At 70.8% G+C, this 22,470-nt stretch carries 16 protein-coding genes; 6 read left to right on the top strand and 10 right to left on the bottom strand.

Going from position 1 to position 22,470, the window contains the following annotated elements; all coding sequences use genetic code 11:
* Positions 1-85: 85 nt before the first annotated feature.
* Positions 86-886 (bottom strand): crotonase/enoyl-CoA hydratase family protein, encoded by an 801-nt coding sequence (locus OHT77_RS40815; protein WP_328833391.1) that lies wholly within the window; start codon positions 884-886, stop codon positions 86-88.
* A gap of 167 nt (positions 887-1,053) precedes the next feature.
* Here OHT77_RS40815 and OHT77_RS40810 point away from each other — a divergent pair, with 167 nt between their 5' ends.
* Positions 1,054-2,673: an acyl-CoA synthetase gene (locus OHT77_RS40810; protein WP_328833390.1), complete on the top strand. Its 1,620-nt coding sequence runs from the start codon at positions 1,054-1,056 to the stop codon at positions 2,671-2,673.
* 704 nt (positions 2,674-3,377) lie between these two features.
* On the top strand, positions 3,378-4,967 hold the full coding sequence (locus tag OHT77_RS40805; RefSeq protein ID WP_328834477.1) for a sulfatase: 1,590 nt from the start codon (positions 3,378-3,380) through the stop codon (positions 4,965-4,967).
* A 3-nt stretch (positions 4,968-4,970) separates the two neighbouring features.
* Here OHT77_RS40805 and OHT77_RS40800 read toward each other — a convergent pair whose 3' ends face one another.
* Positions 4,971-5,807: an alpha/beta fold hydrolase gene (locus OHT77_RS40800; protein WP_328833389.1), complete on the bottom strand. Its 837-nt coding sequence runs from the start codon at positions 5,805-5,807 to the stop codon at positions 4,971-4,973.
* Positions 5,808-6,015: 208 nt separating this feature from the next.
* Here OHT77_RS40800 and paaK point away from each other — a divergent pair, with 208 nt between their 5' ends.
* Positions 6,016-7,314 carry a phenylacetate--CoA ligase PaaK gene (paaK, locus tag OHT77_RS40795; RefSeq protein ID WP_328833388.1) on the top strand — a complete coding sequence of 433 codons (1,299 nt, stop codon included), beginning with the start codon at positions 6,016-6,018 and terminating at the stop codon, positions 7,312-7,314.
* Positions 7,315-7,459: 145 nt separating this feature from the next.
* On the opposite strand, the gene OHT77_RS40790 is transcribed toward paaK, so the two are convergent.
* The 6 genes from OHT77_RS40790 to OHT77_RS40765 all read right to left on the bottom strand — a co-directional run bounded on the left by OHT77_RS40790 (position 7,460) and on the right by OHT77_RS40765 (position 16,554).
* A complete protein-coding gene (locus OHT77_RS40790; protein ID WP_328833387.1) occupies positions 7,460-8,956 on the bottom strand; it encodes an acyl-CoA synthetase in 1,497 nt (498 codons plus the stop codon).
* 122 nt (positions 8,957-9,078) lie between these two features.
* On the bottom strand, positions 9,079-10,629 hold the full coding sequence (locus tag OHT77_RS40785) for an acyl-CoA synthetase (RefSeq protein ID WP_328833386.1): 1,551 nt from the start codon (positions 10,627-10,629) through the stop codon (positions 9,079-9,081).
* Positions 10,626-11,738, bottom strand: coding sequence for an NAD(P)H-dependent flavin oxidoreductase (locus OHT77_RS40780; protein WP_266774831.1), 1,113 nt, complete (start codon positions 11,736-11,738; stop codon positions 10,626-10,628). The genes OHT77_RS40785 and OHT77_RS40780 overlap by 4 nt, the downstream gene beginning before the upstream one ends.
* 71 nt (positions 11,739-11,809) lie before the next feature.
* A complete protein-coding gene (locus tag OHT77_RS40775; protein WP_328833385.1) occupies positions 11,810-12,580 on the bottom strand; it encodes a class I SAM-dependent methyltransferase in 771 nt (256 codons plus the stop codon).
* A complete protein-coding gene (locus tag OHT77_RS40770) occupies positions 12,577-14,148 on the bottom strand; it encodes a phytoene desaturase family protein (RefSeq protein ID WP_328833384.1) in 1,572 nt (523 codons plus the stop codon). The genes OHT77_RS40775 and OHT77_RS40770 overlap by 4 nt, the downstream gene beginning before the upstream one ends.
* 168 nt (positions 14,149-14,316) lie before the next feature.
* On the bottom strand, positions 14,317-16,554 hold the full coding sequence (locus tag OHT77_RS40765) for a serine/threonine-protein kinase (protein WP_328833383.1): 2,238 nt from the start codon (positions 16,552-16,554) through the stop codon (positions 14,317-14,319).
* 573 nt (positions 16,555-17,127) lie between these two features.
* Between OHT77_RS40765 and OHT77_RS40760 the strand changes: the two genes are divergently transcribed.
* Positions 17,128-17,994 carry a bacteriocin fulvocin C-related protein gene (locus tag OHT77_RS40760; protein WP_328833382.1) on the top strand — a complete coding sequence of 289 codons (867 nt, stop codon included), beginning with the start codon at positions 17,128-17,130 and terminating at the stop codon, positions 17,992-17,994.
* Between the two features lie 70 nt (positions 17,995-18,064).
* Here OHT77_RS40760 and OHT77_RS40755 read toward each other — a convergent pair whose 3' ends face one another.
* Complete coding sequence (locus OHT77_RS40755) at positions 18,065-19,243, bottom strand: acyl-CoA dehydrogenase family protein (RefSeq protein WP_328833381.1); 1,179 nt, start codon at positions 19,241-19,243, stop codon at positions 18,065-18,067.
* A 135-nt stretch (positions 19,244-19,378) separates the two neighbouring features.
* Positions 19,379-19,744 carry a ferredoxin gene (locus OHT77_RS40750; RefSeq protein ID WP_328834476.1) on the bottom strand — a complete coding sequence of 122 codons (366 nt, stop codon included), beginning with the start codon at positions 19,742-19,744 and terminating at the stop codon, positions 19,379-19,381.
* A gap of 156 nt (positions 19,745-19,900) precedes the next feature.
* Here OHT77_RS40750 and ppk2 point away from each other — a divergent pair, with 156 nt between their 5' ends.
* Together ppk2 and OHT77_RS40740 are read left to right on the top strand one after the other, a co-directional pair.
* Positions 19,901-20,704 (top strand): polyphosphate kinase 2, encoded by an 804-nt coding sequence (ppk2, locus tag OHT77_RS40745; protein WP_328833380.1) that lies wholly within the window; start codon positions 19,901-19,903, stop codon positions 20,702-20,704.
* Between the two features lie 22 nt (positions 20,705-20,726).
* Positions 20,727-22,466 (top strand): SulP family inorganic anion transporter, encoded by a 1,740-nt coding sequence (locus tag OHT77_RS40740; RefSeq protein WP_443048179.1) that lies wholly within the window; start codon positions 20,727-20,729, stop codon positions 22,464-22,466.
* Positions 22,467-22,470 lie beyond the last annotated feature (4 nt).

The raw sequence follows: 22,470 nt of genomic DNA, 5'->3' as shown, positions 1-22,470 counted from the left end.
TCGGGCCAGCGCATCCCCACCCAGGAGCGCGGGGAACTGCGCGACCAGCCACAACGAACCCGCGGACACAACCGGACCGACCCGTCTACTCCCGCCGGTAAACAGCCGCCCGTTTCTCCGCGAAAGCCCGGGCCCCTTCCTTCGCGTCGGCGGTGTCGAAGATCGGCCACCCCCGCTTGAGCTCAGCCGCAAGCCCCTCCGTCTCGGTCAGCTCCGCCGTCTCGTACACCGACGCCTTGACCGCCTCGACGGCCAACGGCCCACAGGCATTGACGAGTTCGGCGATCTCCAGAGCCTTGTCGAGGGCAGAACCCTCAGGCACGACATGCCCGACAAGGCCGATGTCCGCCGCCTCCCGAGCGCTGTACGGCCGCCCGGTGAGCAGCATCTCCAGCGCATGCGTACGCGGAATCTGCCGCTGAAGGCGCACGGTCGACCCGCCGATCGGGAACAACCCGCGCTTCACCTCGAACAACCCGAAGGTCGCCGACTCCCCCGCGACCCGGATATCGGTGCCCTGAAGAATCTCCGTACCGCCGGCCACGCAATACCCCTCGACCGCGGCGATCACCGGTTTACGGGGCCGATGGTGCCGCAGCATCGCCTTCCAGTGCAGATCCGGATCAGCGGTGAGCCGATCCCGGTACGCCTGCCCGTCCATCCCCTTGCCGGCCAGCGCCTTGAGGTCCATGCCCGCGCAGAACGAACCCCCCGCCCCCGTCAGCACGATCGACCGCACCGCGTCGTCCGCGTCGGCCTCGACCCACCCGTCGTACAGCCCGACCAGCATCGGCAAGGAGAGCGCGTTCTTGGCCTCGGGCCTGTTGAGCGTGAGCACGAGCGTGGCGCCCTCACGCCGCACGGTCAGGTGTTCCGTACCGCCCATTGCCGTCCTCCCGTCGCCGTACCGCCTGCGGAACGAGAACAGGTTGCAGGAGGCGCCGTGGCAGTACAAGGGGTTTCTGACACTCAGTCAGATTTCTTCTGCGCGGACCCTTCACAGTTGCCGCGCCCTTTGCTCTGATGACCGGCGAACCGACGTCAGGAGGAGTGGTGGAGTACAACATTGCCGACCTGTTCGAGTCGGTCGTCGACGTGGTCCCGGACCGCGAGGCGCTCGTGTACATCGACCACCCGGGCACGGGCGCGGAACGCCGCCTGACCTACGCGGAGTTGGACGCGGCGGCGAACCGGATCGCCCATCATCTGATCGACACCGGGATCCGCCCGGGTGAGCATCTCGGGCTCCATCTCTACAACGGCGTCGAGTACCTGCAGACGGTGCTGGGCTGCCTGAAGGCGCGGGTCGTACCGGTCAACGTCAACTACCGCTACGTGGAAGAGGAGTTGGTGTACCTCTACCGGGACGCCGACCTCGTGGCGCTGGTCTTCGACACGGAGTTCACGGAGCGGGTGGCCGCCGCGCTGCCGCGTGCGGAGCAACTGCGGCATCTGGTCCGGGTGGGAGCGCCGCCCGCGGAGGGGCCGGACGTGCCCGCCGTGGCGTTCGCGGACGCCGAGGCCACCGGATCGCCCGAGCGCGGATTCCCGGCACGGTCGCCGGACGACCAGTTCATCATCTACACCGGCGGCACGACCGGGATGCCCAAGGGTGTGATGTGGCGTCAGGAGGACCTGTTCTTCTCGGGGCTCGGCGGTGGTGCGCCGACCGGTGAACCGGTGAAGAAACCACAGGAGTTGGCCGAGCGGGTCGCGGCTGGCGGGGCCGGGATCACGTTCTTCCCCACTCCCCCGCTGATGCACGGCACCTCCACGCTGACTGCGTTCATCGGCTTCAACTTCGGCCAACGCATCGTGATCCACCGGAAGTTCGTGCCGGAGGAGGTATTGCGGACCATCGAGAAGGAGAAGGTCAGCAGCATGTCCCTGGTCGGGGACGCGATGCTCCGTCCGCTGATCGACGCTCTCAACGGGCCGATGAAGGGAACCGACTGCTCGTCGATGTTCAGTGTCTCGTCGTCCGGCGCGATCATGTCGGAGACGGTGCGGCGGCAGTTCCAGGAGCTGCTCCCGAACACGATGCTGCTGAACAACTACGGCTCGTCCGAGTCAGGTTTCAACGGTACGGCGACGGCCGACTCCGGCGCCGGGAAGTCCTTCCGCATCCGGGTCAACTCCCGTACGCAGGTGGTCGATCCGGCCACGTACGAACCCGTCGCCGTCGGTGAGATCGGCCGGGTCGCGCAGTGCGGCCATGTGCCGCTCGGCTACTACAACGACCCGCGGAAGACCGCCGAGACCTTCTTCGAGAAGGGCGGCCAACGCTGGGTGCTGCTCGGTGACATGGCGACCGTGGACGAGGAGGGTGTCGTCACGGTCCTCGGCCGGGGCTCGCAGTGCATCAACACCGGTGGGGAGAAGGTGTATCCGGAGGAGGTCGAGCAGGCGCTCAAGTCGCATCCGGATGTCTACGACGCGCTCGTGGCCGGGGTGCCGGACGCGAAGTGGGGCAACCATGTCGCGGCCGTCGTGGAACTGCGCCCGGGTGCGGAGCGGCCGTCCCTGGACGACATCCAGACGCACTGCCGTACCCATCTCGCCGGGTACAAGATCCCGCGCCAGCTGGTGTTCGCGGACTCCATCCAGCGGTCGCCGAGCGGCAAGGCGGACTACCGGTGGGCGCGGGAGGTGGCGGTCGCCGCAGCTCAGTGAGTCAACAGTGGGTCAATGAGCAGGGCAGTTTGAACTGGCGGTAGCGTGCGGCCGTACTGATGGTGACGGATCTGGTGGCCCGGGCCAGGTCCGTCATGCCATCACCGGGCTCAGCACGGAAGGACGTTCGGGTGCCGCTCTTCACTCGCTCTCACCCATTGGCACAGCAGAAAGCCACCGGGGAGACCGACCCGACAGCGGCGCCGGAGGCCGCGACCCCACCCGAACAACAGGCCCCACCCGAGCCGGCCACACCGGACGAGCCGAGCGGCGACACCGGGTCCGCGAAAACCCCCGACGGAGCCGACTCCGACAAGCCGGACGCCTCAACGGACCCGACCGACACCGCCGACTCAGCCAAGGCAGTTGATCCTGCGGACGCACCCGACCCCGCCAAGAAGCCGGCCTCTGCCGACGCTGACGTACCGGCCACGCCCGCCGATGCCGTCGAACCCGCTGAGCCCGCGACCCCCGTGGCGCCTGCCGAGCCCTCGGAGTCCACTCGGCCCACCGACTCGGCGGACAGCACGGAGCCCGCCGACTCCACGGACTCCGCCCACCCCGCAGATTCCGCCGAGGCCGCGCAGTCCGACGGCGACGCGGACGCCGACGCCCAGTCCGACGGACCTTCGCCCCAACTCCCTTCCCGCGCAGGCTTGTTCGGCTGGCGGACCCGCTTCCCTCTGGCCGCGCGGGTCGTGCGCGTGGGGACGAGCGTGTTGGCCGGTGCGTTGTTGCTCGTGGCGCTGGTCGTGCCGGACCGGCTCGACCGGATGTCGTTCCAGTCGTTTCTGCGGCTGCCCGTGGAGCTGATCGTGCTGGCGGTGGTGCTGCTCGTGCTGCCCGCGCGGGCGCGGCGGATCGCGGCCGTGGTCACGGGTGCGTTCGTCGGGCTGTCCACCGTCCTGAAGTGCCTCGACATGGGCTTCTACGAGACGCTGGCGCGGCCGTTCGACCTGGTCTTCGACTGGGTCCTGCTGAGCGACGCGGCGGACTGGATGAAGGACTCGTTCGGTCACTCGGGCGAGGTGCTCGCGATCATCGGGGTGATCGTCCTGCTGATCGCGGTGCTCGCGGGCAGCGCGCTCGCGATGGTGCGTCTCGCGGACGTGCTGGCCAAGCACCGTCCCATGGCCGTACGCACCACTCTCGTCCTCGGTGTCGTGTGGATCATGTGCTTCACGCTGAGCGTGCAGGTCGGCGGTGTCACCCTCGCGACCAAGGGCTACAGCCAGTTCCTCTCCAACCGCGTGAAGTACGTCCGCGAGGGCCTCGGTGACGCCGACGTCTTCAAGAAGCAGCTCACCGTGGACGCCTTCGCGAAGACCCCGCCCGACCAGCTCCTGACCGGCCTGCGCGGCAAGGACGTGCTGTTCACGTTCATCGAGAGCTACGGCCGCGTCGCGCTCGACGACCCGACGATGGCGCCGGAGATGGACAAGACGCTCACGGCGGGCGACGCGCGGCTGAAGGCGGCCGGGTTCTCCTCGCGCAGCGCCTGGCTCAGGTCGCCGGTCACGGGCGCGGGCAGCTGGCTCGCCCACTCGACGTTCCTGTCCGGCCTGTGGATCAAGAACCAGCAGCGCTACCGGACCGTCACCACCAGCACCCGCGCGACCCTCACCAGCTACTTCCAGAAGACCGGCGCCTGGCGCACGGTCGGCATCGTCCCCGGGGTGCGCAAGTCGTGGCCCGAGGGCAAGTACTTCGGCCTCGACAACATCTACGACTCGACCCATCTCGGGTACCAGGGACCGTACTTCAGCTGGACGCCGGTGCCGGACCAGTTCAGCCTGGAGTCCTTCGAGAAGCTCGAGTACGGCAAGAAGAACCGCGACCCGATCATGGCGGAGATCATCCTGGCCTCCAGCCACAACCCCTGGTCGCCGATCGCCCACACGATCCCGTGGAACCAGCTCGGGGACGGCACGATCTTCAACCAGATCAAGAAGGAGGGCACGAACCCGACGGAGGTCTGGAAGAGCGCGAAGCGCGTGCGCACCGAGTACCGCAAGGCCATCCAGTACTCCGTGGACAGCCTGACCCAGTGGGTCCAGCGCTACGGCAACAAGAACACCGTCCTCGTCTTCCTCGGCGACCACCAGCCCGTGCCGACGGTCACCGGCGGCACCGCCGACCGGGACGTGCCGATCACCATCGTCGCCCACGACCCGAAGGTGCTGGACAAGATCTCCAGCTGGGGCTGGACGGACGGGCTCAAGCCGGCCGACAGCGCTCCGGTGCTGGGCATGGACAAGTTCCGGGACCGCTTCATGACGGCGTACGCGAAGTAGGCCTCACCCTTCGAGGAACGCGGTGACCCGGCGCACGAACCACGCCGGGTCGTCGAGCCACGGGTAGTGCCCGGCACCCGGCTGCACCGCCAACTCGGCCTGGCGGAAGGCGTCGGCGCTGCGGCGGGCGAGGTCGGGCCGGGGACCGCCGTCCAGTTCGCCCGCGAGGACCAGCGCGGGTGCGGGCAGCTCCGCGAGGGCGGCCAGGGTGGCGGGCGGGTCGAAGGCGCCCTCGGAGAAGTAGAGCTCGGCGGCCTCGTCGTTGCACTGCTCGTCGGCGAGCGCGCAGTGCTTCGCGGTGACGGCGTCCCAACTGCCGTAGAAGAAGGGCTCGATGGCCGGGTCGAAGTCCCCCGTGCCCGCCAGCCAAGCCTCGAACGCCGGGTACGCGCCCTCGAACCAGGGCTCCCCCTTCCGCAGCCGCGCCGCGGCGAGCCGGTCCCCGGCCGTGGCCGGCATGCCGAGCGCCCAGGGCGTGGCGGTGATGAGCGCCAGCCGCGCCACCCGCTCCGGGTACCGGGCCGCGTACAGCATCGCGAGGCTGCCGCCCGCCGAGTGCGCGAGCAGGTCCATGTGCTCCAACCCCATGTGGGCGCGCAACACTTCCACGTCGTCGACCAGCCGGTCGCAGCGGTACGACGCCCGGTCGGCCGGTGTCGCGGAGTCGCCCGTACCCCGGAGGTCGAGCAGGATCAGCCGCCGGTGTGCGGTCAGTCCACCCAGGTCACCCAGGTAGACGGAGGCCCGCATGGGCCCGCCGGGCAGGACGACCAGCGGCTCGCCCTCACCCCGCACGTGGTAGGCGAGTTCGGTGCCGTCGGTGGCGGTGAAGGTGGGCATGGGGTCGATCCTCACCGTCAACCGCCCGCCACCGCAAGGCGGTTCCCCCTGCCGTCGCTTCCCGCGCGGCCCTTCGTCCGGGCGACGCGTCGAGAAAGTGGGGGCAGACCTCTTGCCCCGGTGGGTGCGTGGCTGGATTACTGATCCCACACACATCGACCGAATGATCGGTCGCCCGAAATAGCACCATTGACGAAGGGGTGCGCCGATGGCGGACGCGGCGGAGCTGCTCGACTCGGGGGAACGGCTCGACCAGGACGCGCTCAGGACACTGCAGTTGGAGCGGCTTCGGGCCTCGCTCCGGCACGCCTACGTGAACGTGCCCTTCTACCGCCGGTCCTTCGACGCGGCCGGAGTCCACCCGGACGACTGCCGGACCCTCTCCGACCTCGCCCTCTTCCCGTTCACCGCCAAGGGCGACCTGCGCGAGAACTACCCCTTCGGCATGTTCGCCGTCCCCGAGGAACAGATCCGCCGTATCCACGCGTCGAGCGGCACCACCGGACGCCCCACAGTGGTCGGCTACACGGAGAACGACCTTTCCATGTGGGCCGACATGGTGGCCCGTTCCATCCGCGCCGCGGGCGGACGGCCCGGTCACAAGGTGCATGTGGCCTACGGCTATGGGCTGTTCACCGGTGGCCTGGGCGCTCACTACGGTGCCGAACGCCTGGGCTGTACGGTCATCCCCGCGTCCGGCGGCATGACGGCCCGCCAGGTGCAGATCATCCAGGACTTCAGGCCCGAGGTCATCATGGTCACCCCGTCCTACATGCTGACCCTCCTCGACGAGTTCGAGCGCCAGGGCATCGACCCGCGCGGGACCTCTCTTCAGGTGGGCGTCTTCGGGGCCGAGCCGTGGACGGAGGAGATGCGGCGGGAGATCGAGGAGCGGTTCGCGATCGACGCGGTCGACATCTACGGGCTGTCCGAGGTGATCGGCCCCGGGGTCGCGCAGGAGTGTGTGGAGACCAAGGACGGGCTGCACATCTGGGAGGACCACTTCTTCCCGGAGGTCGTCGACCCGATCACCGGTGAGGTCCTCCCGGCGGGTGAGCAGGGCGAGTTGGTGTTCACCTCGCTCACCAAGGAGGCCATGCCGGTGATCCGTTACCGCACCCGCGACCTCACCCGGCTGCTGCCCGGCACCGCCCGGCCGGCCTTCCGGCGCATGGAGAAGGTCACCGGCCGCAGCGACGACATGGTGATCCTGCGCGGGGTGAACCTCTTCCCCACCCAGATCGAGGAGATCGTCCTGCGCACCCCGGGCGTCGCACCCCACTTCCAGCTCCGGCTCACGCGTGAGGGACGCCTCGACGCCCTCACGGTACGGGCCGAGGCGCGTCCCGGCGCCACCCCCGAGACCCGGGAGGCGGCGGCCCGCAGCATCACCGCGGCCGTGAAGGACGGCATCGGTGTCTCCGTCGCGGTCGAGATCGTGGAACCGGAATCGCTGGAGCGCAGCGTGGGCAAGATCCGGCGGATCATGGACCTCCGCACGCCCTGATCAGCCCGTTCCGGGTGCGCCCGGGTGGGGAACAGGGCTGGACCACCGTGCCGCCGAAACCGCCCCGGCCCGCGAGGTGTTGCGGAAGACGATCGCCGGGGCGGAGGCGCGCACGGCCCCGGCGTCAACTACTCGCCAGGGTAGCTCAGCTGCTGAACCGCTCGCGCAGCTCCCGCTTCAGGATCTTTCCGCTGGCGTTCCGCGGCAGCTCGTCCACGAACACGACCCGCTTGGGTGCCTTGAAGTGGGCGAGCTTCTCCTTTGCGTGGTCGATGAGTTGGGACTCGGTGACCTCGCCGCGCGGGACGACGACCGCGGTGACGGCCTCGATCCAGCGGTCGTCGGGGAGGCCGATCACGGCGACCTCGGCGACGCCTTCGTGGGTGTAGAGCACGTCCTCGACCTGGCGTGAAGCGACCAGTACGCCACCGGAGTTGATGACATCCTTCACCCGGTCGACGACGGTGAAGAAGCCGTGCGCGTCCCGTACCGCGAGGTCGCCGGAGTGGAACCAGCCGTCGCGGAAGGCGGCGGCCGTCTCCTCTGGCTTGTCCCAGTAGCCCTCGCACAACTGCGGTGAGCGGTAGACGACTTCACCGGGTGTGCCGTCGGGCACGTCCTTGCCCTCCTCGTCGACCACCCGCGCGTCCACGAACAGGACGGGCCGGCCGCAGGAGTCCATCCGGCCTTTGTGCTCGTCGGGGCCCAGGACGGTGGCGAGCGGGCCGATCTCGCTCTGCCCGAAGCAGTTGTAGAACGCCAGCTTGGGCAGCCGTTCGCGCAGCCGTTCCAGGACGGGCACCGGCATGATCGACGCGCCGTAGTACGCCTTGCGGAGCCCGCTGAGGTCGCGGGTCGCGAAGTCGGGCCGGTTGGCGAGGCCGATCCACACCGTGGGCGGGGCGAACAGGCTGTCCACGCGCCCGGCCTCGATCAGGTCGAAGAGCCGGTCGCCGTCGGGCGCGTCGAGGATGATGTTGGTCGCCCCGACCGCCAGGTACGGCAGCAGGAACACGTGCATCTGCGCCGAGTGGTACAGCGGCAGCGAGTGCACGGGCCGGTCACCGGCGCTCAGGTCCAGGGCGGTGATCGCGCTCAGGTACTCGTGCACCAGGGCGCGGTGGGTGAGCATCGCGCCCTTGGGGAGGGCGGTCGTCCCCGAGGTGTAGAGCAGCTGCACCAGGTCCTCGGTGCGCGGCTCGGGCCCGTCGTAGGGCTCGGCGGACGGCAGCCGGTCCAGCAGCGAGTCGTCCGCGTTCCGCAGCGGCAACGTCCTTACGTCATCGAGGAGTTGACCGGCGAGGTCGGGGTCGGTGAGCACCAGCGTGCTGCCGGACTGGCCGACGATGTACGCGAGGTCGTCGCCGGTGAGGTTGTGGTTGACCGGGACGTGCACGAGGCCCGCGCGGGCGCAGGCGAGGAAGCCGATCAGGTAGGCGTCCGAGTTGTGGCCGTAGGAGCCGACGCGGTCGCCCGGCGTGAGTCCCTGGTCGAGGAGCACGGTCGCCGCGCGGGAGACGGCGTCGTCGAGTTCCTCGTACGTCCAGGAGCGCTCGCCGTAGTCCACCGCCACGCGTGCGGGAGTGCGCCGGGCACTGCGTCGCAGTACCCCGTCAACCGTGCTGCCGTGTCCGGGCGTCATGACACATGATCCTCGGTGCGCCGCCCGGGCAGGTCAAGCGGGACGGTCGGGGTGGTCCCGCGCCACATGGGCCGTGCCCACATGTGCTGTCCGCACGGAGGCCGCCGCCACACAGGCTCTCCTCACATGGGCCGGGTCCGTCCCTCCCAGTACGGCTCCCGCAGTCGGCGCTTGTAGAGCTTGCCGTTGGGGTCGCGGGGCATCTCGGTGATGAAGTCGATGCTCTTGGGCCGTTTGTAGCCGGCGAGTTGCTCGGCGCAGTGGTCGAGGAGGGCGGCGGCGAGGGAGGGTCCCGGCTCGTGGCCGGGGGACGGTTCGACGACGGCCTTGACCTCCTCGCCCCAGTCGTCGTGCGGGATGCCGAAGGCGGCGGCGTCGGCGACGGCGGGATGGGCGAGGAGCGCGGACTCGATCTCGGCCGGGTAGATGTTGACGCCGCCCGAGATGATCATGTCGATCTTGCGGTCGCGGAGGAAGAGGTAGCCGTCCTCGTCGAGGTAGCCGAGGTCACCGACGGTGAAGAAGTCGCCGATGCGGTTCTTCCGCGTCTTGGCCTCGTCCTTGTGGTAGGCGAAGCCGCCGGTGCTCATCTTCATGTAGACCGTGCCGAGTTCACCGGGCGGGAGCCGCTTGCCGTCGTCGTCGAAGACCGCGAGCTCGCTGATGGGCCAGGCCTTGCCGACCGTGCCGGGCTTCTTCAGCCAGTCCTCGGCGGTCGCGAAGGCACCGCCGCCCTCGCTGGCCGCGTAGTACTCCTCCACGCAGTGGCCCCACCAGTCGATCATCGCCCGCTTCACATGGTCGGGGCAGGGCGCGGCGCCGTGGATGGCGTGCCGCATGGACGAGACGTCGTAGCGCGCCCGTGTGTCCTCGGGGAGGGCGAGGAGGCGGTGGAACTGGGTGGGGACCATGTGGGTGTGGGTGCACTTCTCGCGGTCGATGAGGCGGAGCATCTCCTCCGGGGTCCACTTGTCCATCAGGACCAGGCGGTGCCCGATGTGCAGGCTGGCGCCCGCGAACTGGAGGACGGCCGTGTGGTAGAGCGGCGAGCAGACCAGGTGCACGTTGTCGTCGAACGGCTTGATGCCGAAGATGCCGAGGAACCCGCCGAGGTAGGCGGACTCGGGAGGCTTTCCCGGCAGGGGGCGGCGGATGCCCCGGGGGCGTCCCGTGGTGCCGGAGGTGTAGTTCATGACCCAGCCGAGGGTGCGGTCCTCGGGCTCCGACTCCGGCTGCCCGTCGAGGAGTTCGGCGTACGGCCGGAAGCCCTCGACCGTGCCGACCGCGTACCGGTGGGTGGCGGGCAGCCCCGCCTCGTCGGCGGCCTGGCGGACGGGCTCCGCGAACCGTTCGTGCGCGATGATCACCTTGGCGCCGGAGTCGGCGACGATCCAGGCGATCTCGGGTGCGACGAAGTGGTGGTTGACGGGCACGAGGTAGAACCCGGCCTGGCTGGCGGCCAGATGGGCCGTGAAGAACTCGACTCCGTTGGGCAGCACGACCGCGAAGGCGTCACCGCGTTCGAGCCCGGCGGCGCGCAGACCGTGGACGAGCTGGTTGGTGGCGGCGAGCAGCCGGCCGGCCGTCCACTCCTCGCCGTCGGGTGCGACGAGGACCGTGCGGTGGGGGTTCTGCGCGGCCTGGGCCCAGAATCCGGTGGGAGGTGTGCTCACGACTGTCCGCTCCTTCCGGCGATGCGGTTGATGCGGTCGACGGCTTGCTCGAAGCCGTGGGTGAGGTCGTCGAAGACGGCCTGGACGCTGCGTTCGCTGTTCATGCGGCCGACGATCTGGCCGACGGGGGTGCCGAGCAGTGGTTCGATCTCGTACTTCTGGATGCGGGAGACGGCGTCGGCGACCAACAGGCCCTGCAGCGGCATCGGGAGGGTGCCCGGGCCGTCCGCGTCGTCCCAGGCGTCGGTCCACTCGGTGCGCAGCTGGCGGGCCGGTTTGCCGGTCAGGGCGCGGGAGCGGACGGTGTCGCCTGACCCGGCGGCGAGCAGTTTGCGGGTCACACCGGGCGAGTGCATGTCGGCCTCCGTGGTGGTCAGCCACAGGGAGCCCAGCCACACGCCCTGCGCGCCGAGGCTGAGCGCGGCGGCCACCTGCTGTCCGCTGCCGATGCCGCCCGCGGCCAGTACGGGCAGGGGATCGACGGCCTCGACGACCTCGGGCGTGAGCACCATGGAGGCGATCTCGCCGGTGTGCCCGCCCGCCTCGTAGCCCTGGGCCACGACGATGTCGATGCCGCCCTCCGCGTGCTTGCGGGCGTGCCGGGCGCTGCCGGCGAGGGCGGCGACGAGGACGTTCCGGTCATGTGCGCGGGCGACGACATCGGCGGGCGGGGAGCCTAGGGCGTTGGCGAGCAGCTTGATCGGGTAGTCGAAGGCGACGTCGAGCTGGTTGCGGGCGACCTGTTCCATCCACCCGGTGATGCGCCAGCCGGACACCTCGCCCTCGGCGAGTTCGGGCACGCCGTACTTGGCCAGGGTCTCGGTGACGAACCGCCGGTGCCCTTCCGGGATCATCGCCTCGACCTGGGCCTCGGTGACGCCCTCGACCTTCTTCGCCGGCATGACGACGTCGAGGCCGTACGGCATCCCCTCGACGTGGGCCTCCAGCCAGTCGAGGTCGCGCTTGAGGTCGTCGGGTGCGGTGTAGCGGACCGCGCCGAGCACTCCGAAACCGCCGGCCCGGCTGATGGCCGCGGCGACGGCGGGGAACGGCGTGAAGCCGAAAATGGCGTGCTCGACTCCCAGTTTCTTGCTCAACTCCGTCTGCATGGGCGCAGAATGCCGCAGTCCTCCGGACGACGGAAGGCCTTTTCTGATGCTCCGTCAGATTTCTCGGACGGCTAGGCCCGTCGCGCGGTGAGTACGGGCTGGTAGAAGCCACTGGCCTCCGGCTCGTGCCAACCGACCTCCGAGAAGCCCGAGTCGGCCACCGCGTCGCTCAACTCCCCGCGGGTCAGCGCCCAGTACGCGGTACGCCGTACCCGCACCTCCCAGCCGCCGTCCGCCGCCGGGAACAGCTGGAAGTGCTCCAGGTCGTAGCGTTCGCCGTCGTCGTGCCAGTGCCACAGCTGGAAGGTGACCGCGCGGCCCCGGGCGGTCGTCGACACCTGCGGGGGCGTGGACGTGGGGCGGGCGGCGCGGATCTCGTCGTAGTCCCGGACGGTCAGCAGCAACAGCCCGCCGTCGCGGAGGACTCGGCGCATACCGGCCAGCGCGATGCGTATGTCGTCGGCGGTGAGCAGGTGGGGCAGCGAGTTGTCGGCGCACACGACGGCGTCGAACACGGCGTCCCGGTAAGGGAGTTCACGCATGTCCGCCACGGTCACCGGGAGGACGGCGTCCCGGGCGGCGGCCTCCGCGGCGGCGCGTGCGACCGCGGCCGGGCTCAGATCGCTGCCGACCACGCGGTGTCCGGCCCTCGCCAGCCCGATCGCCTGGGTGCCGATTCCGCAGGAGCAGTCCAGCATCCGGTACGGCCCCGCGCCCAGCCGTGCCCGGACGATGCCGTCGAGCGCCCGGGCCTGGGCGGTCATGCTCGTGTCCCAGTCCGGGAAGATCAGGTGGTAGTCGGCGGCGAGCGCGTCGTAGAACTCCCGGACGGGGGACGTCACTCCCCCGCCTCCAGCACCGCCATCGCCGCGTTGTGTCCGGGCACCCCGCTCACGCCGCCGCCCCTGACCGCGCCCGCCCCGCACAGCAGCACGTTCGCGTGCCGGGTCTCGACGCCCCAGCGGCCGGTGTCGTCCTGGGCGTAGGGCCAGGTCAGCTCGCGGTGGAAGATGTTGCCGCCGGGGAGCCTGAGGTCGCGTTCCAGGTCGAGCGGGGTCTTCGCCTCGATGCAGGGGCGGCCGTCCGCATCGGTGGCCAGGCAGTCGGCGAGGGGTTCGGCGAGGTGGTGGTCCAGCTGGGCCAGCGTCGCCTTCAACAGCTCTTCCCGTACGGCGTCGTTGTCCCGCTCGAACAGGCGGGCCGGAGTGTGCAGGCCGAAGAGCGTGAGGGTCTGGTAGCCGTCCTCGACGAGGTCCCGGCCGAGGATGCTCGGGTCGGTGAGCGAGTGGCAGTAGATCTCGGAGGGCGGTGCGGCGGGCAGCGAACCGGACGCGGCCTGGGCGTGGGCGGCGGCCAGCTGGTCGTAGCCCTCGGCGATGTGGAAGGTGCCGGCGAAGGCCTCGCGCGGGTCGACGGAGGTGTCGCGCAGCCGGGGCAGCCGCTTGAGGAGCATGTTGACCTTGAGCTGGGCGCCCTCGGCGGGCGCGGGCGGCTCGTCGCCGGTGAGGGCGGCCAGTTGCTGCGGGGACGCGCCGACCAGGACGTGCCGGGCGGCCACGGTGCCCTCGGCCTCGGCGGTGCGGTAGGTGATCTCGGCGGCGCGCCCGTCCGTGTCGATGCGTACGGCCTCGTGCCCGGTGGCGAGTACGGCGCCGGCCCCGCGCGCGGCGGTGGCGAGCGCGTCGGTCAGGGCGCCCATGCCGCCGACGGGCACGTCCCAGGCGCCGGTTCCGCCGCCGATGACGTGGTAGAGGAAGCAGCGGTTCTGAGCGAGCGTGGGGTCGTGGGCGTCGGCGAAGGTGCCGATGAGGGCGTCGGTGAGGACGACGCCCCGGACCAGGTCGTCGGTGAAGTTCTCCTCGATCGCGACACCGATCGGCTCCTCGAAGAGCATCCGCCAGGCGTCCTCGTCGTCGACGCGGCGGCGCAGTTCGTCGCGGGTGGGCAGCGGTTCGGTGAGCGTGGGGAAGACCCGCTGCGCGAGGCGGCCGGTCATGCCGTAGAGCCGCTGCCAGGCCGCGTACTCGCGGTCGCCGCCGGTCAGCCGGGCGAAGGCGTCACGGGTGCGCCGCTCGCCGCCGCCGACGAGGAGGCCGGTGGGGCGTCCGTCGCGTTCGGCGGGGGTGTACGACGAGATGGTGCGCCCGCGGACGCGGAAGTCGAGGCCGAGGTCCCGCACGATCTTCTTGGGCAGCAGGCTGACCAGGTACGAGTACCGGGACAGCCGGGCGTCGACCCCGGGGAAGGGGCGCGTCGACACGGCGGCGCCGCCGGTGCCGGCAAGCCGTTCCAGGACGAGCACGGAGCGGCCGGCGCGGGCCAGGTAGGCGGCGGCGACGAGGCCGTTGTGGCCACCGCCGACGATGACGGCGTCGTACGTCCGGTGTCCGGGTCCCTCGTGTGCAGGCATGGTTCTTGGTAACACGAGGTGATCTAGGTCGGCCAGGGGTGGGCTGGGTGAGGGGCGCGTTCGTTGTGCGTCCTTGGGTTGTTTCGCGGGTGCTGCGCCGTGGGGGCTGGTCGCGCAGTTCCCCGCGCCCCTTTGGGGCGTTGGCCCTTGAGGGGTTGGCCCCGGCTCTCAGTGGCCGCTGGCCGCCCGGCCCTGCCGTAGCGCCGCCACCCGGCGGTACAGCTCGGCCGCTTCCGCGCTCCGGCCGAGCTGTTCCAGGCAGTGGGCCTCGTCGTTGCGGCTGGCGAGAGTGTCGGGGTGGGCGGCGCCGAGGACGCGCTCGCGGGCGTTGGCGACCCTGCGGTACTCGGTGAGGGCGTCGGCCCAGCGGCCGAGCCAGCCGAGGCCTACGGCGACCTCGCGGCGGCTGACCAGGGTGTCGGTGTGGTCGGCGCCCAGGACGCGCTCACGGATGGCGCACACGTCGCGGGACTCGGCGAGGGCCTCCTCCCAGCGGCCGAGGCGTCCGAGGTTGACGCCGAGGCCGTGCCGGGCGCGGAGGGTCTCGGGGTGGGCGGGGCCGTGGACGCGGGTGCGGTCGTCGATGAGGTCGCGGTAGAGCTTGAGGGCGTCGGCGCTGCGGCCGAGCCGGCCGAGGCTGATCCCGATCTCGTAGCGGGCGGCGAGGGTGTCGGCGTGGTCGGGGCCGAGCGCCTGCGCACGGGCCTCGGCGACCTCGCTGTACGTCTGCAGCGCCTCGGGCCAGCGGCCCAACTGGCCGAGCGCGTAGGCGACTTCGTAACGGGTGACCAAGGTGTCGGGATGCCCGGGGCCCAGCACGCGGGCGCGGGCAGCCGCGACCTCGCGGGCCATGCGGTACGAGTCCTCAAGGCGGCCGAGTCTGCTGAGGTTGAAGGCGAGGTTGTGGCGGCAGCGCAGGGTGTCCGGGTGGTCGGGGCCCATCGTGCGTTCCCGGGCGGCGAGTACGGACGTGTACACCTGGTGCGCGTCGAAGTGACGGCCCAACTGGCCCAGGACGTACGCCATTTCCTGCCGGGCGGCGAGCGTGTCGGCGTGGTCGGCACCCAGCGCCCGTTCCCTGACGCGGGCCACGTGGGTGTACTCGTGCAGGGCGTCGGCGGGGCGGCCGGTGCGGCTGAGGGTGAAGCCGAGTTCGTAGCGGCTGGCCAGGGTGTCGGGATGGTCGGGGCCCAGCAGGTCCCGGCGTTCGGCGGCGACCGCGCGGTGCACCTCGCCGGCCTCCGCCCAGCGGCCCAGCCTCCCGAGGCTCAGGCCCGCGTTGTGGCGTCCCGCCAGGCCGTCGAGGATCTCCCGGGACGGCGCGGAGGCGGACTCGGGCACCGGTTCCTCGGCGTGGCCGCTGGTCGGGCGGGCGATCCACTCGCCGGTGAGCCCGGCTCCGGCGTCGGGCGGGGTGGTGCGCAGTCCGGCGCCGGTCGCCTTGTGGCCGGTGGTCATCCCGCGCGTCCAGGACGGCAGCCGCGGCTCGCCGGACGCCGGTTCGGCCGGGCGGAGCCGGGGCTGCGGGGTCACGACGGTCGGCACGTACACGGGTGTCGTACGGCCCAGGCCGATCCGGCGCCCCACCTCCCGCGCGCCGTAAGGGCGTTGTTCCGGGAGCTTGGCCAGCAGGTCGAGGATGACCTTCTCCAGGTACTCCGGCACCTCGGGGCGCCGGGTGCGCGGCGGGGTGGGCGCGGTGTCCCGGTGGCCGATGAGGATGGCCCAGGCGTCGCCGAGGTCGAACGGCGGTGTCCCGGTGGTGAGTTCGTACAGCACGCAGCCGAAGGAGTAGAGGTCGCTGCGCTGGTCGACCTCGGTGCCGCTGATCTGTTCCGGCGACATGTAGTGCGGGGTGCCCATCGCGATGCCGGTGCCGGTGAGCCGGGAGGTGAAGCCGATGTCGGCGCCGAGGCGGGCGATGCCGAAGTCGCAGATCTTCACCGTGCCGTCGGTCAGCCGCATGATGTTCGCGGGCTTCAAGTCCCGGTGCACGATGCCCTGTTGGTGGGTGTAGGCGAGGGCGGAGGCGACCTGTTCGGCGATGTCGACGACGTCACCGACGGGCAGTGGCCGCTGTTCGTTGTCCTCCAGGAGCTGGCAGAGGTTGCGGCCGTCGAGGAGTTCCATCACCAGGTAGAGGACCCCGTCGGACTCGCCGAAGTCGTGGACGACCGTCACACCGCGGTGCTGCAGGGCCGCCGCCACCCGGGCCTCGCGCCGGAACCGCTCGCGCAGGACGCCGGTGAACGACTGGTCGTGGTGCGGACCCAGCGGCTTGAGGCACTTCACGGCGACATGCCGCCCGAGCGACTCGTCCCGCGCGCGCCACACCTCGCCCATGCCGCCGCGCCCGATCAGTTCGAGCAGCCGGTAGCGGCCCTGGATCAGCCTGCTGTCCCCCATCTCCCGCGATCGCCCCCGTCGGTGTTCGTCCCGCCCTCCCCTGGCTCGTCCAGTATGGCGAGCGATCGTCCGACTTTGTACGGGCCCGGGCGCGTGCCGTCACACTGCCCGGAGAATATGCCGGGACGGGAGGCGTAGCGGCACAGGGGCGGGATCACAGAGCAACAGGATGCCGGTGGCGGGCAGTTGTCGGGGGAGGCTGGTGGGCCCCGAGTGCCGGTCCGCCGTGGAGCTGACGGGCGTACGACGGCAGGGAGGCTGACGGCGGGTGCGTCACGCGCCGTCGGAGCATCTCGCGCGCCGCGAGGAGAACTGCCCGCGGATGTAAAGCATTTCGATCCTCACCGAAGTGATTGACGCTTCCGGGCGCCTCGGCAAATGGTCTCTCTTCAGGTAGTCGCGCAGCGCGCGGGAGTGCCGCACCACGCGCTGCCGATCGGCGTGAAGACCCGTACCGCCCGAACACCAGGCGGCGGGTTGTCACATCATCGCGGGGAGAATCTTGTGACCGAGTGGATTTTGGCATTCGACGCCGACTGTCGATTCTGCGAAGAAGTGGTGGATCGGGTTCGGGTGTCCGTCGACGGCACGCTGACCACCGCGGGCCTCACGGAGCCCCGTGTTCGCGACCTGCGGGTGCGTGCCCTGGGGGAAGGGGCCGAGTGGGCCCCGACCCTGTTGGCGGTCGACGGCGACCGCGTGCGGGCCTGGACCGGAACCGCGCTGTCCCTCCGTCTGGCGCGGCTGTTGGGGCCGTCGGACTCGCTGCGGGTGGTGCGTGCGCTGCGGGACCTCGATGTGCTGCGGTCTCCGAGCCGTCGGGGAATCCTCAAGGCCGTCCCGGGGCTGGCTCTGGGAACGTTTCTGGTCACCGGCGGCCTGGCAGCCTCCCCCGCGCAGGCCGTGACCCGCGCCCGGGGCAGTAAGGCGTCGCGATGGGTGAAGGCCAACCTCGACCGGCTGCCCTCCGGCTACTCCGAGTTCGCCTCCTACCCCGCGGACTATCGGCGCGCCATCTACGGCGCGCTGTCCGCTTCGGCTCGGAGCGACCTGTGGGTGGCGCACTTCGCGGACTACCGGAAGACGCACCCCGGCCTCTCGGCCGAGCAGTCCGCCGTGCTGGACCACGCGACACGGTCGGCACCGCAGATCATCGCGGGGCGCCGGCAGGAAGCAGCCGCCGAAGACCTGAAGACGGCGGCTGTGGCGGCGTTCGGCGAGAGCGGGGCCCGGGCGGTTCTCATGACGCTGGGCCCTGCCGACACACAAGGCGTGACTCCTCGGAGCGATCAGAGCGGCCAGGTCCTCGACTGCAATTCCCAGTGCGCGGGGACCGGAAGCTGCGACACCGTGTGCTACGCCTCGCCGTTCTACTGCAACTGGACCGACCGCGGCTGCGGTCCGCTGTGGCTGGGACCGTGCAGCGGGTACTGCATTTAAGGCCGCCCCCCTCGGCCAAGGCCACCCCTGCTCGGCGCTCGCGCCTCCCTGCGGCGGTGCACGACCCGGGCTACCGCCGCACCCTCGGCATCCCCAGCCCGATCCACGAGATGATCTCCCGCTGGATCTCGTTGTTGCCGCCGCCGAAGGTGAAGATGACGGCGGAGCGGTAGCCGCGCTCCAGTTCGCCGTGCAGGACGGCGCCGGCCGAGCCCTCCTTCAGGGCGCCGGCCGCGGCGACGGTCTCCATGAGCCAGGCGTAGGCGTCGCGGCGGGCCTCGGAGCCGTAGACCTTGACCGCGGAGGCGTCCTGGGGGGTGAGGGTGCCTTCCTGGACGGCGTTCACCATCTGCCAGTTGAGGAGTTTCATCGCGTCGAGCCGTGCGTGGGTGCGGGCGAGGAGGCGGCGGACCCAGGGGAGGTCGACGACGCGGTGGCCGTCGGCGAGCTTGGTCTCCATGGCCCAGTGCTGGACGTCGTGCAGGGCGCGGATCGCCATGGTGCCGTGGGCGGCGAGGGTGACGCGCTCGTGGTTGAGCTGGTTGGTGATCAGGCGCCAGCCCTGGTTCTCCGCGCCGACGCGGCGGGTGACGGGGACGCGGATGTTCTCGTAGTAGCTGGCGGTGGTGTCGTGCGAGGCCAGGGTGTTGATCACCGTGCAGCTGTAACCGGGGTCGGCGGTCGGCACGAGGAGCATGGTGATGCCCTTGTGCGGCGGGGCCTCGGGGTCGGTACGGACGGCGAGCCAGACCCAGTCGGCGGTGTCGCCGTTGGTGGTCCAGATCTTCTGGCCGTTCACGACGTACTCGTCGCCGTCCCGCACCGCCCGTGTCTTCAGGGCGGCCAGGTCGGTGCCGGCCTCGGGCTCGCTGTAGCCGATCGCGAAGTCGATCTCGCCGGCGAGGATCTTCGGGAGGAAGTACGCCTTCTGCTCGTCGGTGCCGAACCGCATGATCGTCGGGCCGACGGTGTTGAGCGCCATCAGCGGCAGCGGTACCCCGGCCTGCGCGGCCTCGTCGAAGAAGATGAACTGTTCCATCGGTGACAGCCCGCGCCCGCCGAACTCCTCGGGCCAGCCGACCCCGAGCCAGCCGTCCGCGCCGAGCCGCCGGATCGTCTCGCGGTAGAAGCGCTTCTGGGCGGCCGGGTCGTCGTAGCGCGAGTAGGCGTGGTCGGGCACCAACTCGGCGAAGTAGGCGCGCAGTTCGGTGCGCAGCCGCTGCTGCTCGGGCGTGTAGTCGAGATGCACGGCGCCTCCAGGCTCCCCAAGGCCGGTCCTGACGGCGCACACCGTAGAACGTGTTCCAGAAATAGGGAATGGCGAGGCGGCAATGCCCCTCAAGAGGGCGGAGGCACCCGTCGGTCAAGTGGTCGCGGGCGGCCGTCAGTTCAGTGTCGCCAGGAACTCCGTGCACGCCCGTGCGCAGTCCCGGCAGGCCTGGGCGTCCGCCTCGGCGCCGGGCTGGGCGTCGAGGACCTGTGCGCACTCCAGGCAGACGAGCAGGCACCACTTGACCTGCGAGCGCAGGGAGGGCTCCTCCTGGAGGTTCTGCTCGGCGAGCATCCGGCAGGTCGCGTCGCACACCTCGGCGCACAGCTGCGCCTTGCGCCGTACGAGTGCCTCGTGGTCGGTGGCGTCCGGACCGGAGCGGCTGACGCGCAGCACGCAGGCCCGCGAACAGTCTGTGCAGGCCTGTGCGCAGGCGAAGCGGTCCTCCAGGAAACGGACGAGTTCCTGTTGTGTCGTCATCGCTGTCACAGAGTCCGGGTTGCCGTTGCCGCCCGCCGCAAACCCGGCGGAGCGGGCATCCGGGGTGCGCGCTCCTCCGCCGGTCAGTACGGTGCTGTTCAGGTGTTCGACCTTGGACACGGGAAACAGCGCACGTCATCGAGGGGTTGAGGCGGCATGGCCGGCAAGAAGGCGACGAAGCTGCCGCGTGAGAAGTACGAGACCGAACTGCTGCGTCTGCAGACCGAGTTGGTCAAGCTCCAGGAGTGGGTGCGGGCTGAGGGCACCCGGCTCGTCATCGTCTTCGAGGGCCGGGACGCGGCGGGCAAGGGCGGCACCATCAAGCGGGTCGCTGAGCACCTCAACCCCCGGGTCGCGCGCATCGCCGCGCTGCCGAAGCCGACCGACCGCCAGCGCACCCAGTGGTACTTCCAGCGCTACGTCGAACATCTCCCGGCCGCGGGCGAGATCGTCCTGTTCGACCGCTCCTGGTACAACCGGGCCGGTGTCGAGCGTGTGATGGGCTTCTGCACCAAGGAGGAGTACCAGCTGTTCCTGCGCCAGTGCCCGATCTTCGAGCGGATGCTGGTGGAGGACGGGATCGTGCTGCGCAAGTACTGGTTCTCAGTGAGCGACTCGGTGCAGCAGGACCGGTTCCGGCGGCGGCTGGAGGATCCGCTGCGGCGCTGGAAGCTGTCACCGATGGACCTGGAGTCCATCACCCACTGGGAGGCGTACTCGCGGGCGAAGGACGAGATGCTGGTGCACACCGACATCTCCGAGGCCCCCTGGGCCGTCGTGGAGAGTGACGACAAGCGCCGGGCCCGGCTGAACATGATCGCCCACCTCCTCGGCTCCCTCCCGTACCACGAGGTGGCGCCCCCGGTCCTCGAACTCCCGCCGCGCCCGCCGTCCACCGGCTACGAGCGTCCGCCGCGCGATCTGCAGACGTACGTCCCGGACCACGCGGCGAGTCTCTGAGGCGGTCGGGTCGAGGAACACCGTGTCCCCCAGCGGGCGCGCCCTGGACTGGCGGCGCCTGACGCCCGGCATCGCGTCACTGGCCGGCTACCGGCGATCCTGGCTGCGCGGCGACCTGCTGGCCGGGGTCACGGTCGCCGCCTACCTCGTCCCGCAGGTGATGGCGTACGCCGGCGTCGCCGGGCTGCCACCGGTCGCGGGCCTGTGGGCGATCCTGCCCGCGCTCGCCCTGTACGCCGTGCTGGGCTCGTCCCGGCTGCTCTCGGTGGGCCCCGAGTCGACGACCGCGCTGATGACGGCGACGGTGGTGGGCCCGCTCGCGGCCGGTGACCCGGGCCGCTACGCCACGCTGGCCGCCGCCCTCGCCGTCACGGTCGGCCTGCTCTGCCTCGCCGCGTGGGCGGTACGGCTCGGCTTCGTCGCCGATCTCCTCTCCCGACCGGTCCTGATCGGCTATCTGGCGGGCGTCGCCCTGATCATGATCGTGGACCAACTCCCCAAGCTCACCGGGGTGTCGACGACCGGCTCGGCGTTCTTCCCCCAACTCTGGTCCTTTCTGCGGCACTTGCACCAACTCCACGGGCCCACCCTGCTGTTCGCCGCCGTCACGCTCGCGTTCCTGTTCACGGTGGCACGGCTGTCCCGGATGGTCCCGGGACCGCTGCTCGCCGTGGTGCTGGGCACGGCGGCCGTGGCCGTCCTCGACCTCGACGACCGCTACGGCATCAAGGTGATCGGCCACGTCCCGGCGGGACTTCCCACGCTCGGCCTGCCGGACCTCGCCCAACTCCCCCACCTGGTACTGCCCGCCCTCGGTGTCCTGCTCGTCGCCTACACCGACTTCATCCTCACCGCACGGGCCTTCACCGGCGGCGACGAGGACGACGACGGCCCAGGTCTCGACGCAGACCAGGAGTTCCTGGCCCTGGGCGCGGCCAACCTCGGCGCCGGAGCGCTCCATGGCTTCCCGGTGAGCAGCAGCGCTAGCCGCACCGCCCTGGCCGCCTCGGCGGGCGCCCGCAGCCAGGCGTACTCACTGATCGCCGGAGCGGTCGTCCTCGCGGTCCTGCTCTTCCTGAGCCCCCTGCTGTCCCGCACCCCCTCGGCGGTCCTCGGCGCCCTCGTCGTCTACGCGGCCGTCCGCATGATCGACCTCACCGGCTTCCACCGCCTGGCCACCTTCCGCCGCCGCGAACTCCTGCTCGCCCTGGGCTGCTTGACCGGAGTCCTCGCCCTGGACATCCTCTACGGCGTGATCGTCGCCGTGGGCCTGTCGGTGGCCGAACTCCTCACCCGGGTGGCCCGTCCGCACGACGCCGTCGAGGGCCTGGTCCCGGGCGTGGCCGGCATGCACGACGTGGACGACTACCCGCAGGCCCGCACGGTCCCCGGCCTGCTCGTCTACCGCTACGACTCACCGCTGTTCTTCGCCAACGCGGAGAACTTCCGCCGCCGCGCCCTGGCCGCCGTGGCCCAACAGGCCGTCCCTGTCCGCTGGTTCGTCCTCAACGCCGAGGCCAATGTCGAGGTGGACATCACCGCGCTGGACGCGGTCGACGAACTCCGCCGCGAACTCACCCACCGGGGCGTGGTGTTCGCCCTCGCCCGGGTCAAACAGGACCTGCTGGCCGACCTGAAGGCGTACGGCCTGGCGGACACGGTCGGCGCGGACCACATCTTCCCGACCCTGCCGACGGCCGTGGCCGCGTACCGCGAGTGGAGTGGCGCGCACGATCAGGGGACGGCGGGGCCGGTGCCGTAGGCGC

Source organism: Streptomyces sp. NBC_00252 (assembly GCF_036187565.1).
Lineage (GTDB): Bacteria > Actinomycetota > Actinomycetes > Streptomycetales > Streptomycetaceae > Streptomyces.
Note: the sequence above shows the minus strand (reverse complement) of the source record. Positions and strands in the feature narration are given on the sequence as shown.